Origin of the sequence: Chishuiella changwenlii, from assembly GCF_900142565.1 — a bacterium.
GTDB classification, from domain to species: Bacteria; Bacteroidota; Bacteroidia; order Flavobacteriales; family Weeksellaceae; genus Empedobacter; species Empedobacter changwenlii.
In genome coordinates, this window is the sequence record NZ_FRBH01000004.1 from 262,016 (window position 1) to 277,356 (window position 15,341).

Annotated in this window: 14 protein-coding genes; 9 read left to right on the top strand and 5 right to left on the bottom strand. The window is 30.2% G+C overall.

Annotated features, from left to right (window positions below):
• Positions 1–60: 60 nt before the first annotated feature.
• From BUA86_RS06085 to mqo, 3 genes are all read left to right on the top strand, one after another.
• A complete protein-coding gene (locus BUA86_RS06085) occupies positions 61–1,542 on the top strand; it encodes a hypothetical protein (RefSeq protein WP_072930788.1) in 1,482 nt (493 codons plus the stop codon).
• Positions 1,543–1,606: 64 nt separating this feature from the next.
• Positions 1,607–2,080 (top strand): RDD family protein, encoded by a 474-nt coding sequence (locus BUA86_RS06090; RefSeq protein WP_072930789.1) that lies wholly within the window; start codon positions 1,607–1,609, stop codon positions 2,078–2,080.
• 128 nt (positions 2,081–2,208) lie between these two features.
• A complete protein-coding gene (mqo, locus tag BUA86_RS06095) occupies positions 2,209–3,684 on the top strand; it encodes a malate dehydrogenase (quinone) (protein WP_072930790.1) in 1,476 nt (491 codons plus the stop codon).
• 200 nt (positions 3,685–3,884) lie between these two features.
• Here mqo and BUA86_RS06100 read toward each other — a convergent pair whose 3' ends face one another.
• Complete coding sequence (locus BUA86_RS06100) at positions 3,885–6,416, bottom strand: TonB-dependent receptor (RefSeq protein ID WP_072930791.1); 2,532 nt, start codon at positions 6,414–6,416, stop codon at positions 3,885–3,887.
• A gap of 230 nt (positions 6,417–6,646) precedes the next feature.
• Here BUA86_RS06100 and BUA86_RS06105 point away from each other — a divergent pair, with 230 nt between their 5' ends.
• Positions 6,647–6,979, top strand: coding sequence for a hypothetical protein (locus BUA86_RS06105; RefSeq protein WP_072930792.1), 333 nt, complete (start codon positions 6,647–6,649; stop codon positions 6,977–6,979).
• 115 nt (positions 6,980–7,094) lie between these two features.
• Here the strand turns inward: BUA86_RS06105 and proS are convergent, their stop codons facing one another.
• Complete coding sequence (proS, locus tag BUA86_RS06110; RefSeq protein WP_072930794.1) at positions 7,095–8,573, bottom strand: proline--tRNA ligase; 1,479 nt, start codon at positions 8,571–8,573, stop codon at positions 7,095–7,097.
• Positions 8,574–8,689: 116 nt separating this feature from the next.
• On the opposite strand from proS, the gene BUA86_RS06115 reads away from it, so the two are divergent.
• Together BUA86_RS06115 and BUA86_RS06120 are read left to right on the top strand one after the other, a co-directional pair.
• Positions 8,690–10,024: a hypothetical protein gene (locus tag BUA86_RS06115; RefSeq protein ID WP_072930796.1), complete on the top strand. Its 1,335-nt coding sequence runs from the start codon at positions 8,690–8,692 to the stop codon at positions 10,022–10,024.
• 18 nt (positions 10,025–10,042) lie between these two features.
• Positions 10,043–11,443 (top strand): OmpP1/FadL family transporter, encoded by a 1,401-nt coding sequence (locus BUA86_RS06120; RefSeq protein ID WP_143147252.1) that lies wholly within the window; start codon positions 10,043–10,045, stop codon positions 11,441–11,443.
• A 100-nt stretch (positions 11,444–11,543) separates the two neighbouring features.
• Here the strand turns inward: BUA86_RS06120 and BUA86_RS06125 are convergent, their stop codons facing one another.
• Positions 11,544–12,302 carry a head GIN domain-containing protein gene (locus BUA86_RS06125; RefSeq protein WP_072930800.1) on the bottom strand — a complete coding sequence of 253 codons (759 nt, stop codon included), beginning with the start codon at positions 12,300–12,302 and terminating at the stop codon, positions 11,544–11,546.
• A gap of 109 nt (positions 12,303–12,411) precedes the next feature.
• Between BUA86_RS06125 and BUA86_RS06130 the strand changes: the two genes are divergently transcribed.
• The 3 genes from BUA86_RS06130 (at position 12,412) to BUA86_RS06140 (ending at position 14,258) form a co-directional block, all read left to right on the top strand.
• Positions 12,412–13,176 (top strand): exodeoxyribonuclease III, encoded by a 765-nt coding sequence (locus BUA86_RS06130; RefSeq protein ID WP_072930802.1) that lies wholly within the window; start codon positions 12,412–12,414, stop codon positions 13,174–13,176.
• Between the two features lie 10 nt (positions 13,177–13,186).
• Positions 13,187–13,699: a hypothetical protein gene (locus BUA86_RS06135; protein ID WP_072930804.1), complete on the top strand. Its 513-nt coding sequence runs from the start codon at positions 13,187–13,189 to the stop codon at positions 13,697–13,699.
• Between the two features lie 85 nt (positions 13,700–13,784).
• On the top strand, positions 13,785–14,258 hold the full coding sequence (locus tag BUA86_RS06140) for a GNAT family N-acetyltransferase (protein ID WP_072930806.1): 474 nt from the start codon (positions 13,785–13,787) through the stop codon (positions 14,256–14,258).
• Between the two features lie 35 nt (positions 14,259–14,293).
• On the opposite strand, the gene BUA86_RS06145 is transcribed toward BUA86_RS06140, so the two are convergent.
• Positions 14,294–14,821 carry a DUF4136 domain-containing protein gene (locus BUA86_RS06145; RefSeq protein WP_072930808.1) on the bottom strand — a complete coding sequence of 176 codons (528 nt, stop codon included), beginning with the start codon at positions 14,819–14,821 and terminating at the stop codon, positions 14,294–14,296.
• Position 14,822: 1 nt separating this feature from the next.
• Positions 14,823–15,335 (bottom strand): NUDIX hydrolase, encoded by a 513-nt coding sequence (locus BUA86_RS06150; RefSeq protein WP_072930810.1) that lies wholly within the window; start codon positions 15,333–15,335, stop codon positions 14,823–14,825.
• Positions 15,336–15,341 lie beyond the last annotated feature (6 nt).

The window sequence follows — 15,341 nt, forward strand, 5'->3', positions numbered from 1 at the left end:
AACCTTTAATATTCAATTTAAAATATTATAAAACAACCATTTAAATAACAAATAAATACAATGTCAAATCATAATAAAGATTCTTTATTTAGTTTAATAAAGTCATTAAATCGTTCTGAAAAAAGACAATTTAAGCTTTATGTAAATCGTTTGCAGATTAATGCAGACGCAAAATTTTTGTTATTATTTGATACATTAGATAAGTTAGATGAATATGATGAAACTGCTATTTTAAAGAAAAAAATAACAACTAAACAGCAACTATCAAATCTTAAAGCTCATTTATACAAACAGATTTTAACAAGTTTGAGAATGAACCCTTCTCAACAGAATAATAGAATGCAAATGAGAGAACAATTTGATTTTGCGACTATATTATATCAGAAAGGTTTACATAAACAAAGTTTAAAAATATTAGATAAAGCAAAATCTCAAGCGTTGCAATTAGACGAAAAAGCAATTGCTTATGATATTCTTGAGCTCGAAAAAATTATCGAATCTCAATTTATTACACGAAGTATTTCTGGACGAGCGGATCAATTAATTCAGCAATCGGAAGAATTAAGTCTGCAAAATTTAGCTGCTAGTAAATTGTCTAATCTCTCTCTTAAATTATACAGTATTTTATTAGAGAATGGATATGCTAAAGATGAAAATGAGATTAACGAAATACAAAATTTCTTTGAGAAGGAAACCAATTATATTGTTTTTGAAGAACTAAAATTTAAAGAGAAACTATGGTTTTACAAAGCAAATGTTTGGTTGGCAATGTTAACTCAAAATTTGGATAATGCTTATGAGTTCTCTAAAAAATGGGTAGAACTTTTTTACGAGAAAAAAGAACGTGTTCAGCATCATCCTGTTTGGTTTTTAAAAGGAAATACTTATCTATTAAAAATATTATACTTGAAAAAAAATTCGGAAGAATTTAAATATTGGTATGATTTGCTTGAAAAAGCTTCTTCTAACTTGCCTCAAAATGACAATGTAGAAGCGCTTTGGTTTGTAAATAAATTTAATAATAAGTTGAATTATTTTTTCATTAATCCTAAAGAGAATATCAGTCCATTCTTAATAAAAGATATTTTACGCGAAATTAATATTCATCAAAATAAAATTGATCAGCATCATATTTTAGTATTGTATTTAAAGATTGCTGCTTATTATTTTTTGAAAAAAGATTGGATAAATTCATTCGAATATTGTCAAAAGATTTTAAAAAGTGAAGCTTCTATTCAAGACGATTTACAATTTTATACGTATGTTTTAATCATGATGAATTTGTATGATTCTGGAAATGATCAAGAATTAGATACGTATACTTACAAAACGCATCAGTTTTGTAAAAAGATGAAGAATAGCAATATCATTACAAGAAAAATTAGTTTATTTTTTATCGAACTGAATGATTTATACCCACACGAAAAAGTAAAAGCGTTTAGAGAATTAGATTCTTTCTTAAAAGATTCTGAAAATCAGGAACTACTAAAGCGAAATACGAATTACATTAATCTTCGTCGCTGGATAGAGGATAAAATTTAATATTAACAATAACGCAATAATATCTAAATTCGGAAGTTGTAATCATTGTATAAAATTAAAAATTATGTATCAAGATTACGCTGTAGGCGAACACAAAGCAAATAAAGGATTAAGATTTCTAAACTATTTAATAGACCTTGTTGCTGTTATATTTATTTTAGCCATTGTTTTAATAACTATTTCATTCACATCAGAGGCATTAGGTTTAACTATATCTGAAGAGAGTATCTTGTTCGATTTATTTATCTACGTACTAGTTGTTATTATCTATTTTTTAATAGAATTTGTAACAAAAGGACGATCTTTAGGAAAATTAATAACTGGAACCAAAGTTGTTATGATAGATGGTACAGAGCCAACTACAAAAGACTATTTTGTTCGTAATTTATGTAGAATCATACCATTTGACGCATTTACATTCTTAGGAGAAAACGGATGGCATGATAAAATATCAAAAACTACTGTTGTTAGAAAAAGAGCATTCGAAGAAGAAATGTTTAAAAATAATTCTATCGACGAAATCGGAAGAACTGAATAATATATTTTTTGAGGTAAATATCGACTGATAGAGCTATTTTATGTAATAAATCATTGTTTTTTCTATACATAATTTCGTTAAAAACCCTATTTATTAATACCTTTGCAATCTAAATATATTTTTGAGAAATGGAAAAACAACCTCAAGAGGTAGTGTTAATTGGTGCTGGTATCATGAGTGCTACCCTAAGCATACTTCTTAAAAAAATAAATCCGGCTATTAAGATTTCTGTTTTTGAAAAATTAGATAAGATTGGGTTTGAAAGTTCTGAGGCTTTCAACAATGCAGGAACAGGTCATTCAGCTTTTTGTGAATTAAACTATACTCCAATGGATAAAAATGGAGTTGTTAATATTGATAAAGCGATTGATATTGCAAAACAATTTGAAACTTCAAAAGAATTTTGGTCTTACTTAGTTGAAAATAATTACGTTTCTTCTCCAGAGAAATTTTTACGTCCAACTCCTCACATGTCATTTGTTTGGGGTGATGAAGATGTTTCTTTTTTAAGAAAAAGATACGAGAAACTATCTCAACATCCGTTGTTTAGTGATATGGAATATTCTGAAGATTTAAATAAAATTAAAGAATGGGCTCCATTAATTGTTGACGGAAGACAAGGAAATGAGAAAGTTGCTGCAACACACATGAATCTTGGTACTGATGTTAACTTTGGTGAATTAACTCGTCAAATTTTTAAAGGTTTACAAGATAAAAACGAAATCACTTTAGAAACAGAAAACGAAGTAAAAGATTTAACTCGTTTAAGTAACGGAAAATGGGCTATTAAAGTAAAAGATTTAAAATCTGGAAACAATAAGTCTGTTAATGCCGATTTTGTATTTATTGGTGCTGGAGGTGGAGCAATTTTAATGTTGCAAAAATCTGGAATTCCAGAAGCTAAAAAATTCGGTGGATTCCCTGTTGGTGGACAATGGTTAGTTTGTCAAAATGATGAGGTAATACAAAAACACCAAGCAAAAGTATACGGTAAAGCTAAATTAGGAGCGCCACCAATGTCTGTTCCACATTTAGATACTCGTGTTATAGATGGTAAAAAATCTTTATTATTTGGTCCGTTTGCTACATTCTCAACAAAATTCTTAAAACAAGGTTCTCATTTAGATTTATTTAAATCTGTAAACTTTGAAAACATAGGTTTCTTAATGAATTGTGGTTTAAACAATATCGATTTAACTAAATATCTTATTGAACAAGTTATGTTATCTAAAGCAAAGAAAGTAGAATCTTTACAAGAATACTTTCCGGAAGCTAAATTAGAAGACTGGTTTGAGCAAACTGCAGGACAACGTGTACAAGTTATCGAAGAACAAAATGGTAAAGGTGTTTTAAAATTCGGTACAGAAATCGTTTCTTCTCAAGATGGATCTATGTCTGCTTTATTAGGAGCATCTCCAGGAGCATCTACATCTGTTAGTGCTATGTTGAATTTACTAACAAAATGTTTCCCTGAATTGATGAGAAATAATTGGCAAGAACCAATTAAAGAAATGATTCCTTCTCACGGAAAAGATTTATCTAATGCTGAGTTAGTAAAAGAATCAAGAACAAGAACAACATCAGTTCTAAAAATATTAGATTAAAATTCTTAAACATTAAGATTATAAAATCAAATAAGCTGCTCATTATTTATGAGCAGCTTATTTTTTTGTATTGGTATAGAACATTTTTAATTTAAATTCTATTATTGAGTTATTTCAATAGAAAATCATACATGATATAGCTATAAAAAAAGACTTAAACCTCGCAGTTTAAGTCTTTCAATTTAATTAAAAACAAATAATTAAGCAGCAGGAATTTGCATTTCCTCTCCACCCATCATTTCTTCACCTCCATCTGGACGCTTATTACGTTCTCTCTCATTTGTATTTTTAAAACGGTAAGTAAATGCTAAATTAAATGATCTTACCATCCATCGCATATTCTCGTAATTTGTGTAATCTGCAGCATACGTTGTCATTTCTCTTCTTCTAGAATCAAAAACGTCACGAATATTAAATGTTAATGTAGCTCTCTTATTAAAGAAATCTTTTGATAAAGAGAAATCCATAGATAAGTTATCTTCAGTCTTTTGTTGAGCTGTTTTGATACCTCCCATATAATTACCAGCTAACTGTACTTTAAAGTCTCCTGGTAAAACAAAGTTAGAAGATAAACGTCCACGAGAACTAAATCCATTTCCAGAAAAATCTTGCGAATCTACTTTCATTTCCTCTTGTCCTGTTTGTTCATTGTAAGACAAGTTTGTTTCTTGATGAAAACCAGTTCTATTGTATCCGAATAAATTCACATTAAACATTAAATTCCACCATTTAAATGGACGATAAGTCGCCGTTAAATCTAAACCATAACGATCTTCATCACCAACATTAATAGGCGTTGAGATTAATGCATCTTGGTAATAGATATTACCTAACTCATCTGTTTTTTGATCTTTTCTTGTACGAACAAATTGATTAATTGTATTTGTTGTTTTTTGGTAAAATAAGCTTGGTGTTACCATCAATTTACCAACAGTTGTAATATAAGATAACTCGAAAGAGTTTGTATATGTTGGATCTAAATCTGGATTACCATTTCGTATATTTCTATCATCTGTAGGTGAAAAGAATGGCATTAACATGAATCCCATTGGACGACGAACACGACGAGAATAACTAAACTGTAATTCGTTCTTTTGTGTAAACTTATAGTTTAATGTTAATGTAGGAAATAAATCTGTATATTTTTTAGAGATACTTTGTCCATTCGTATGGTTATCAATTTGCATATCTGAACTCTCTAAACGTAAACCTGCAAAATATTGGAAGTTTTCACCTATTGCATTTCCATATTGTGTGTATGCAGCCAATACATTTTGTTGATTATCTACGTTTGCAAAGAAACGGTCGTCTGGAACTAATCCATTTTCTCCAGAATTAAATGTTCTATTATTTGTTTTATTATTATTAAAATCTGCACGAGCTCCTAATTCAAACTTTCCTTTTTCTCCAATTGGACGAACATAATCTGCTGTTAAAACAACTGTATTTTGTTTTTCTAAGTTATCTGTAATTCTTGTTGTTTGAGTAATTTCATTACTTCCGTCTTTAGAAGTAACATTATTTAAGACATTTCCATTTTCGTCTTCTTTTTGTGTAGAAAAACGTCCTGTAAATGAGAATTCATGTCCTTTTTTATCAAACTCGTGTTTGTAGTTAAAATCTACATCAAAGTTATTTTCGATTTCTTTTTCATCCTGAACATTAAAATCGTTCGTTGTAAATGCCATCAAAGCATCGTAATTATTGTAGTTTACAAAAGAATTATTATTACCATTGTTATAACGGTAACCAGCAGATAATCCTAATGTATTTTTATCATCTAAATAATATTCTCCACCAAGACGAATGTTGTAGTTTCTTCTTAAACGATCGTTATCACGGTTTGTAGATAAATAATCTCTAACATTTCCTAATTCATCAAAATTAGTTCTAAAAGCACTACCTTCTCCTTTTCTGTTAGAATAACGAGTACCTAAATTTCCAAACAAATTATATTTCTTTGTTTTATAATTTAAGTTAACATTACCTCCGGCCATTTCTGGAATACCTCCATTTAAAGTAACAGAGCCATTAAAACCAGTGTTTGATCCTTTTTTTAGTACAATGTTTATAATACCCGCAGAACCAGATGCTTCATAACGAGCAGATGGATTTGTAACTAATTCTATACGCTCTACATTTTCTGCAGGAATATTTTTTAATGCTTCTCCAATATCCGAAACACCTAACATTCCTGAAGGTTTTCCATCAATTAAAAATTTCACATTATCATTTCCTCTTAATGATACATTTCCTTCTGCATCAACTGCTACAGATGGTACATTAGCTAATGCATCTGATAACGTTTGACCTTGTGACATTGGATCGTTTGCCATGTCGTAAACTTTTTTATCCAATTCTACTTTATAAATTGGTTTTTCTGCTGTAACGACTGCTGCATCTAAAGAAACTGTTTGTGAAGTTTTTGCTGTAAAAACTCCTAAATCAGTTGTTGTTTTTAAGTCAATTTGTTTTTCTATTATATCGTAACCTAAAGGTTCTACAACTAGAATATATGTTCCAGCTTTTGCCTCTATATTAAATTCTCCTTTTGCATCGGTTGCTGCTTCAACAACAAGACCTTCTTCTGCACTCTCAAGCGAAATTGTAGTAAATTCTACAGGTTTATTATCACTTGATAAGACTTTTCCTTTAACCTTTAATAAATCTTGCGCATTTAAACCTGCACAGATTACAATAAACATCAAAGCAAATAAACTTCTTAACCTCATTTGTTTAATTTTTCTTTTGTAGTTCTATAAATTTTACAATCTATTTGACAATCCTTTTTATTAAAGGTTTAATTGTCGTTTAAAATATTTTAAATAAAAAATTATAAGTCGAAATTTCTATTTTTATGTTACATGAACATGTAAAAAAATTTAACATTTTATGTATTTAAACCTTTTTCTAAAATTAAAGTCAAAAGGTTGTATTAATTAATTTTTAAAATTGATAGATTATGAGAAATAATGTAGTAAAATTTTTGGTTTTAGGAATGTTTGCATTTACTGCAATAAATGCAAATGCTCAAGATAAAAATAATAACGAAGTATCAAGAGATCAAAAATTACAAGAATTAAAAAAAGATTTAAGCTTAACTGAAGCACAAGTTTTAAAAATCAAACAGATTGAAGACAATTATAAAGAGGAAAAACTTGAGTTGAAGAAAAAAATGAAGGAAATTCGTAAAAAAGAATTTGACGAAATAGACAATGTTTTTACACCAGAACAAAAAGCAAAATTAAAAGAGTTGCGTGCTAAAAAACACCAAAATAGAAAGGGAGCTATGTAATAGCTCTTTTTTTTTATCTTCAAATATGAGTGGTAATTAGAAAATAAAAAAGTCAGAAAATAAATTTTCTGACCTTTAAAATTTTACTTATTTAAAACTTTCGAATTAAGAAATCTTAGTATGCTTTAGCATATAAAACTCTATATTTTGCAGGTTTCCCTGAGAAAACATCAACTCCTTCTGTAGGAATTTCAAATGCTTGAGGAATACAACGAATTGTCGCTTTAGTAGCGTCTTTTATTGCCTCCTCTGTTTCTTCTGTTCCATCCCATAAAGCTGATAAAAAACCACCTTTTTCTTCTAAAACAGTTTTAAATTCTTCGAAAGTAGAAACTTCTGTTATATGATTATCACGGAAATTTTTAGCTCGTTCAAATAAATTAATTTGAATGTCTTCTAATAATTTTTCTATTTCAACCGCAACATTATCTAATGTGATAAATTGTTTTTCTAAAGTATCGCGACGCGCAACCTCAACATGACCTTTTTCTAAATCTTTTGGTCCAATTGCAACACGAACAGGAACTCCTTTTAATTCGTATTCAGCAAATTTCCAACCTGGTTTTGTTTGGCTATCATCATCAAATTTTATTGAAACACCTTTAGCTTTTAATTCAGAAGAAAAAGTATCAACTACTTTTCTAATTTCCTCTAATTGTTCATCTGTTTTATAAATAGGAACAACTACAACTTGTATTGGAGCCAATTTTGGAGGTAAAACTAATCCTAAATCATCTGAATGAGTCATAATTAATGCACCCATTAAACGAGTAGATACTCCCCAAGATGTTGCCCAAACATATTCTTGTTTACCTTCTTTACTTGTAAATTTAACGTCAAAAGCTTTTGCAAAATTCTGTCCTAAAAAGTGAGATGTACCTGCTTGTAACGCTTTCCCATCTTGCATTAATGCTTCAATAGTATACGTATCATCTGCACCAGCAAAACGTTCAGAATCTGATTTTCTACCTTTGACAACTGGAATAGCCATAAAGTTTTCTACCACATCTGCATAAACATCTTGCATTTGTTGAGCTTCAGCAATTGCTTCTTGTTTAGTTTCGTGAGCAGTGTGTCCTTCTTGCCATAAAAATTCTGCTGTTCTTAGAAATAAACGCGTTCGCATTTCCCAACGTACAACATTTGCCCATTGGTTAATTAGAATTGGTAAATCACGGTAAGATTGAATCCAGTTTTTATAAGTACTCCAAATAATAGCTTCAGATGTTGGACGAACAATTAATTCTTCCTCCAATTTTGCATCTGGATCTACAATTAATTTTCCTTTATTATCTGGATCATTTTTTAATCTGTAATGTGTAACAACCGCACACTCTTTAGCAAAACCTTCTGCGTTTTTTTCTTCAGCTTCAAATAAACTTTTAGGAACAAATAAGGGGAAATAAGCATTTTGATGACCTGTTTCTTTAAATCTTTTGTCTAATTCTGCTTGTAGTTTTTCCCAAATAGCATATCCGTAAGGTTTAATTACCATACTTCCTCTAACTTTCGAATTTTCAGCTAGATTCGCTTTTACAACAAGCTCGTTGTACCATTTAGAATAATCTTCAGTACGAGTTGTTAATTTTGCCATAATCTTCTATATTTGTTGATAAGTTTTTTGTATTTTTTAGTATCTTTACTTGGCATAAAAATTGCCTCGATATTTATGCAAATTTAAAGATTACAAATGACGTAAATTTATTAATTATGAACAAAGTTTATCAAATTTCTAGCAAAATTTCTACAAGCACTCTTTTTATGGTGGTTGTATTAGGAATTTCGTCTTGTTCAACTTATCAGCCAAGTGGTTACGAAAGTGATGGTGTTTATTACAATCCAAAAACAGATAAAACCTACCAACAAGCTCATCCTCAAATTGATAATTCACAAGAAAATTCTGGCGAAATTAAAATTGGTAGTGCCTACTTCGATGCAGAAGGAAATGGTGCTGAACAATTTTTCTATCAAGACGAAACAGATAATTCACAAAATAATGCTACCCAACAACCAACTTCTAAAGTTACCGTGAATCAGTACGGGTTAGGTGGATTAAATTATTTTGGAAATAATGACTACACTCTTTCATACAATAATAATTCTCCATACAACTGGGGAAGAAATGATGGTGTAGAGATTAATATTTGGAACAATTATTCTCCATGGATGTATGGAGGATGGGGTTGGAACAACTGGTACGGCAATCCATATCGCTTTGGTTTCTATGATCCATGGTACGGAGGTGGTTTCGGTTGGGGAATGAATAGTCCTTTCTATGGTGGTTTCTACGATCCATGGTATGGTGGTGGTTTCGGCTTTGGTTTCTCTTCTGGATGGGGTTGGAACAGACCTTTCTACGGAGGTGGATGGGGTTGGAATAACTGGTATGGAAATCCTTACTATGGCTACGGCGGTGGTTGGGGATGGAACAGACCTAGAGGTATTTACACTCAACCAGGGCAAAGAGGAAACACAGCTATGTCTAACAGACCTATTTCTGGATTCGGTAACCGTGGACAAATATCTAATGGATATCGACCAAGTGGTGCGCAAGGACAAATGAGTACTCGTCCTACTAGAGGAGATTCTCGTCCAACTATGGGACAAGGACAAATGAATAATCGTCCTACAAGAGAATCTAGACCAACTACTAATCAAGGACAAATGAATACTCGTCCTGTTAGAGAATCTAGACCAACTACTAGTCAAGGACAAATGAACACTCGTCCTGTTAGAGAAGTTAGACCAACTACTAATCAAGGACAAATAGATAATCGTCCTAGTATGACTAGACCTACGAGAGAAGTAAGACCTAGCGCAACTCAAGGACAACAAAGACCTACATATGATACTCGTCCTACTAGAGAATATCAACAACCTAGTAGAAGTTATGACAATAACAGCAGAGGTAATATGAATTCTCGTCCTTCTTATTCTTCTCCTTCTCCAAGTAGAGGAAGTAGTATGGGATCTGGAAGCATGGGAGGTGGATCTCGTGGTAGCAGCGGTAGCATGGGAGGTGGATCTCGTGGAGGAAGAAGATAATTGATTTATAAATAAACAATGAAAAAAATAATAACTAGTCTTTGTGTCTTAACTGGCACATTGACTTTTGCTCAGGAATATAATAATTTATATCCAACAAATGGTATAAACTTATATTCACAAGACATGAATGTAGGGAATGCTAAATATACTGGTGTAGCAGGTGCCGTTGGTGCTTTAGGAAGTGATATTAATTCTATTGAACAAAATCCAGCTGGACTTGGTGTTGCTATTAATTCTGATGTACAAATAACATTAGGAGTATCTAACTTTAGTAACAAAACTAATTTTGGTACAAATCTTAAAGAATCTGATAGCGATTTTAATATTCAACAGTTTGGTGGAACTTTCGTTTTCGAAAATCCTGGTTCTAAATGGAATCGTTTTACTGTTGGAGTTGCTTATCTTAATCAACGATTAAATAACTTCTCTAATATTGGAACAAATCCAAATATCAAATTTGCTAATGGAACAGGTGATACTTGGACATTTGGTGGATACACAAAAAGTATGGACGGATATAAATCTAAATTCTCTGTAAATTTTGGTTCTAGTTATGATGATAAATTATATTTAGGTGCTGGGGTAAATTTCCATGAAACTAATTTTTCTTCTTATGAACAATATGGAGAAATTAATGACAATCAAAATAGAATGTTTGTTTACAATAGAAATGGATTTCCTGCTAGTGAAGTTGGTCAAGGATTCTCTTTATCATTAGGAGCTATTTATAAAGTAAACCATAATGTTCGTTTAGGTGCTGCTTACCATTCTCCTGTTTGGTATAATGTTTCTGAAGATTATTATGCTGCTAATGGTTTTAATGAAGCTAATAGAACTGTAGACACTTATTACTTATACTCTTCTGATTATAATATGACTCGTGGAGGAAGATTAGTAGGTAGTTTAGGTTTTGTTATTGGTAAAAATTTCTCTTTAGGAGCAGATTATACTTACCACATGAACAATGATACTAAATTTAAACCTTCAGGTGCATTTGCTTCGTCAAACAATTTTATAAATGATTTTGTAAAAAATTCTAGCGAAGTAAGAGTTGGAGGGGAATATCGTATAGATCGTCTTAAATTAAGAGCTGGTTATAATTATGTAACTTCTCCTTACAAAGATATATTCATGAGTAATTTAGTTGATCAGAATAATAATTCTATTGCAAATCAACCAATCAAAAATGCATTTGCAGGAGATATTAACCGTGTAAGTTTTGGTTTAGGATATGATTTCGGAGGATTCTATATAGACGCTGCTTATCAATATCAAACACAAAAATATCAGAATTTAATTGGTAATACAGATTACATTGATGGAGAGAATTATTATGTAACATTAAATGATTCTTATGCTCCAAAAGTTAAATTAGATAATAGTTTATTCTTACTAACATTAGGTTGGCAATTTTAAACTAACTAAGAAATATAACATATAAAAAAAATCGGATGAAGTTTTCATCCGATTTTTTTTGTATCATTTCTTAAAACTCAAGATTAATAAAATATTCTAATTATTTATTTATTCTTTTAATAGATGACATACCAGAAGTTTCTACTTTCGTTTGTAAATTAACCTCATCTACATAGCGAATAGAACTTGCTCCAGAACTATCAGCAACTAATTTATTAACTGCCCAAACAGTTGTAGAACTAGCACCAGAACATTCAACAGTAACTGTAGATGCTTTTAAATCTTTTGCTGTTAAAGTAGATGCTCCAGAAACTGAAATAGCCAAATCTTGTACATTCCCCGTAATTTTCATACTAGATGCTCCAGAATTATCAATCGCAATAGAATTAGAAACGACATCTAATTTTAAGTTACTTGCTCCAGATAAATCAACAGCTAATTTTTCTACTTTTTGTGTTGGAATTACTGTTACAACAGATGCTCCAGAAACATCAAAAGAGCGTAATTTTTGATGAGGAAAACTTACTTTTATTTGTTCATTTTTCAGATTAATAGATCCTTTAATTTTTACATTTAAAATTCCGTTTTCAACCTCTGTTACAATTCGATCTAAAATATTGTCAGGAGCTTCAACTGTTACTTCACCGTTATAATTACCTTCAGTAACTGTTACATTAATCGCATTACTAATATCTATACCTTCAAAAGAAGAAATTGTTCTTTTCTGAATACTAGAATTGTCACTAGCTTCAACTCTATCTAAATAATTAGAAGGAGATGATTTTGTATTTAAATCTACAGAGCAGCTCGCAAATCCTAACGAACCGAATACTAAAACTGGAAGAATAAGATATTTCATAATATGTGTTTATTTATTAGATGCATAAATTAAAAAAAAGTTACACTATTTTTTCAGTTTATTAAGATAATAAACTTATCGTCATAAAAATTTATTAATTTCGCTGTCTATGAAAATCATCAGTTATAATGTAAATGGAATTCGAGCTGCAATGACTAAAGGCTTAGTTGAGTGGCTTGAAGCAGCACAACCAGACGTTTTTTGCTTACAAGAAACTAAAGCATTGCAAGAACAAGTGGATACAAAACCTTTTGAAGATTTAGGTTATCAAACGTATTGGCATTCTGCAGATAAAAAAGGATACAGTGGTGTTGCAATTTTTTCGAAAATAAAACCAAATCACGTTCAAATTGGAACGGGAATAGATTATATTGATTTCGAAGGAAGAGTTGTAAGATTAGATTTTGATAATGTTTCTGTTATTAGTCTTTATTTACCAAGCGGAACAAACATAGATCGATTAGATTTTAAATTACAGTTTTGCGAAGATTTTAAGAATTATATAAAGGAATTAAAAATTTCTCATCCTAATCTTGTCATTTGTGGAGATTATAACATTTGTCACGAAGCAATTGATATTCATGATCCTATAAGGAATGCAAAAGTTTCAGGATTTTTGCCAATTGAAAGAGAATGGTTATCTTCGTTCATAGAAGAATGTAATATGATAGATTCTTTTCGTTATTTTGTAAAAGAACCTCATCATTATTCATGGTGGTCATATAGAGCAAATGCTCGTAATAATAACAAAGGATGGCGAATAGATTATAATATGGTAAGCTCATCATTAGAAGATAAAATGAAACGAGCAACTATTTTACCAGAAGCAAAACATTCGGACCATTGTCCTATATTAATAGAATTAGACGTTTAAGATTAGATAAATGAAAAAAATTGTACTTAGTTGTTTAACTGTATTCGCAATTACAAGTTGTGTTCCACAAAAACAATATCAAGAATTAGAAGGAAACTATTACAAAGCTTTAGACGAGCAATCAAATACAGCAAAAGAATTAAAGTTAGCTAATTTGAAAATAGAAAATCTAGAACAAAATCTAGAATATTCTAAAAATGAATTGTACAGAAAAGATACTGCTTTATCTGGTGCACAAGCTATGATTAGAGCTTCTCAGAGAGAGCATGATACTAATTTACAAGAATTATATTCTGCATTAAACAGTTCTGGAGAAAAATCAAAATTATTCTACAGTCAGTTAAACGAAAAAGAGAAACAAGTAACAGAGTTATCTCAAAAAATAACTGATTTTGAAGAAAAGATAGATGCAAAAGACACTGAAATTTTTAATCTTAAAAGACAAATTTTAACATTAGAAATTAATCAAAAAGTTTCTGAAGCAAAAGCTGAACCAGCGAAGAAAACGCCAGCTAAAAAATAATTTTTATAAAAGTCCTATCTCTTTAGATAGGACTTTTTTTATTTCCATAAAATCAAACTAAATTTGTAGCAAGTAAAAAGTTTTAATGAAAGTTATTTGTGAAACAAAGAATTTAGTTTTACGCGAATTCTTCGAAATTGATGCATACGAATTATTTCAAATGAATTCGGATAAAGAATTAATGAGAATCGTTAATGAGAAACCATACAAATCTGAAGAAGAGGCAAACTTCTTTATAGAGAATATGATTAAACATTACCAAGAATTTGGTTTTGGCTTATGGGGTGTTCATGAGAAAAAAAGTGGAAGATTTGTTGGTTGGGGTGGTTTACGCCAAACAAAATATGGTGCAATAATTAATATTCGTTTAAAGCGTAAATTTCAAAACAAAGGATATGGAACCGAAGTTCTAAATGTTATTGTAGATTATGCAAAAAATGAATTAAAATTAGATAAAATTGCTGCTAAAGCAAATGCAAACCAACCAGAAACATTAAAGCTTTTACAAAAGTCTAAATTGACTAAAAGCGAAGATAACGAGTTAGTTTATAAATTATAAAAAAATAGCTGTTTAAAATTAAACAGCTATTTTTTTTATTTTGCTTTAGGAGGGAAATTCTTTAGTAATTTCATAACTCCACTATCTACTCTAGCTTCACGCACTGCTGGGGAAGCATTTAAAGGCATTTCAAGTTTTAATATTCCTTGCCAAACTAAACGTCCTTCATTTAACATAGAAACTGTATAGTTCTGATTTAGTTTTTGAGAAGTAATTGGAATTCCTACCGAAACTCCTCCTCCAAATCCGATTCCGCCTGTTCCTAATCCTAAACCAACATTAGATGTTTGTTTTTTAGATACGTATTCTTCTGGAACGACATGAATAACTAAATTATTTTCCGCAGATTTCTGAAATCCTTTAAATAACATTCCTTTTTCTATCGATTTAAATAATCGAGCAGAATCCAAGTCATTTAATCTAACACGATCTGTTTTAGAAAACGTGTAAGATTTATTTGTATCAAAATTAAAATTTCTATCATAATCTACTGATACTTTTTGTGTGTTACATGAAACAATAGTTAAGATGATAACACTTAAAAAAAATATTCTTTTCATCATTTTATAAGGTTTTTATATAATTTTCTACAACACTTCTCAGTGAATCGAAACCTATTTCTTCTAACTTAATATCTTTTATAGAAATCCATTTCACATCTGCAATTTCTTCCTTTTCTAATATTATTTCCTCGTCTGGAAAATCTGCTACAAAAGCTAAATCACATGTTTTATATGGAATCCCTTTATATTCATAATCATTTGGTCGAGAAAGAAAATAATTGAAATTTTCTATCGGAATAGTAATTCCTAATTCCTCTTCTATCTCACGTTGACAAGTTCTTTCTGCTGATTCGTCTGGATCTGTAAAACCACCAGCTAAATCTAACATTCCTTTCTTTGGTTCTTTATTACGAACTGTAAAAAGAATTTTATCGTCTTTTTTTAAGATTACTGCGACAGCGGCTGCTACGTTTTGATAATATACTAAATCGCAAGTTGAACAAGACATTCTCCTAAAATTAAATTGATCGATAGAACTACCACAATTAGGACAATATTTAAAAGATTTTATCATAAGGTT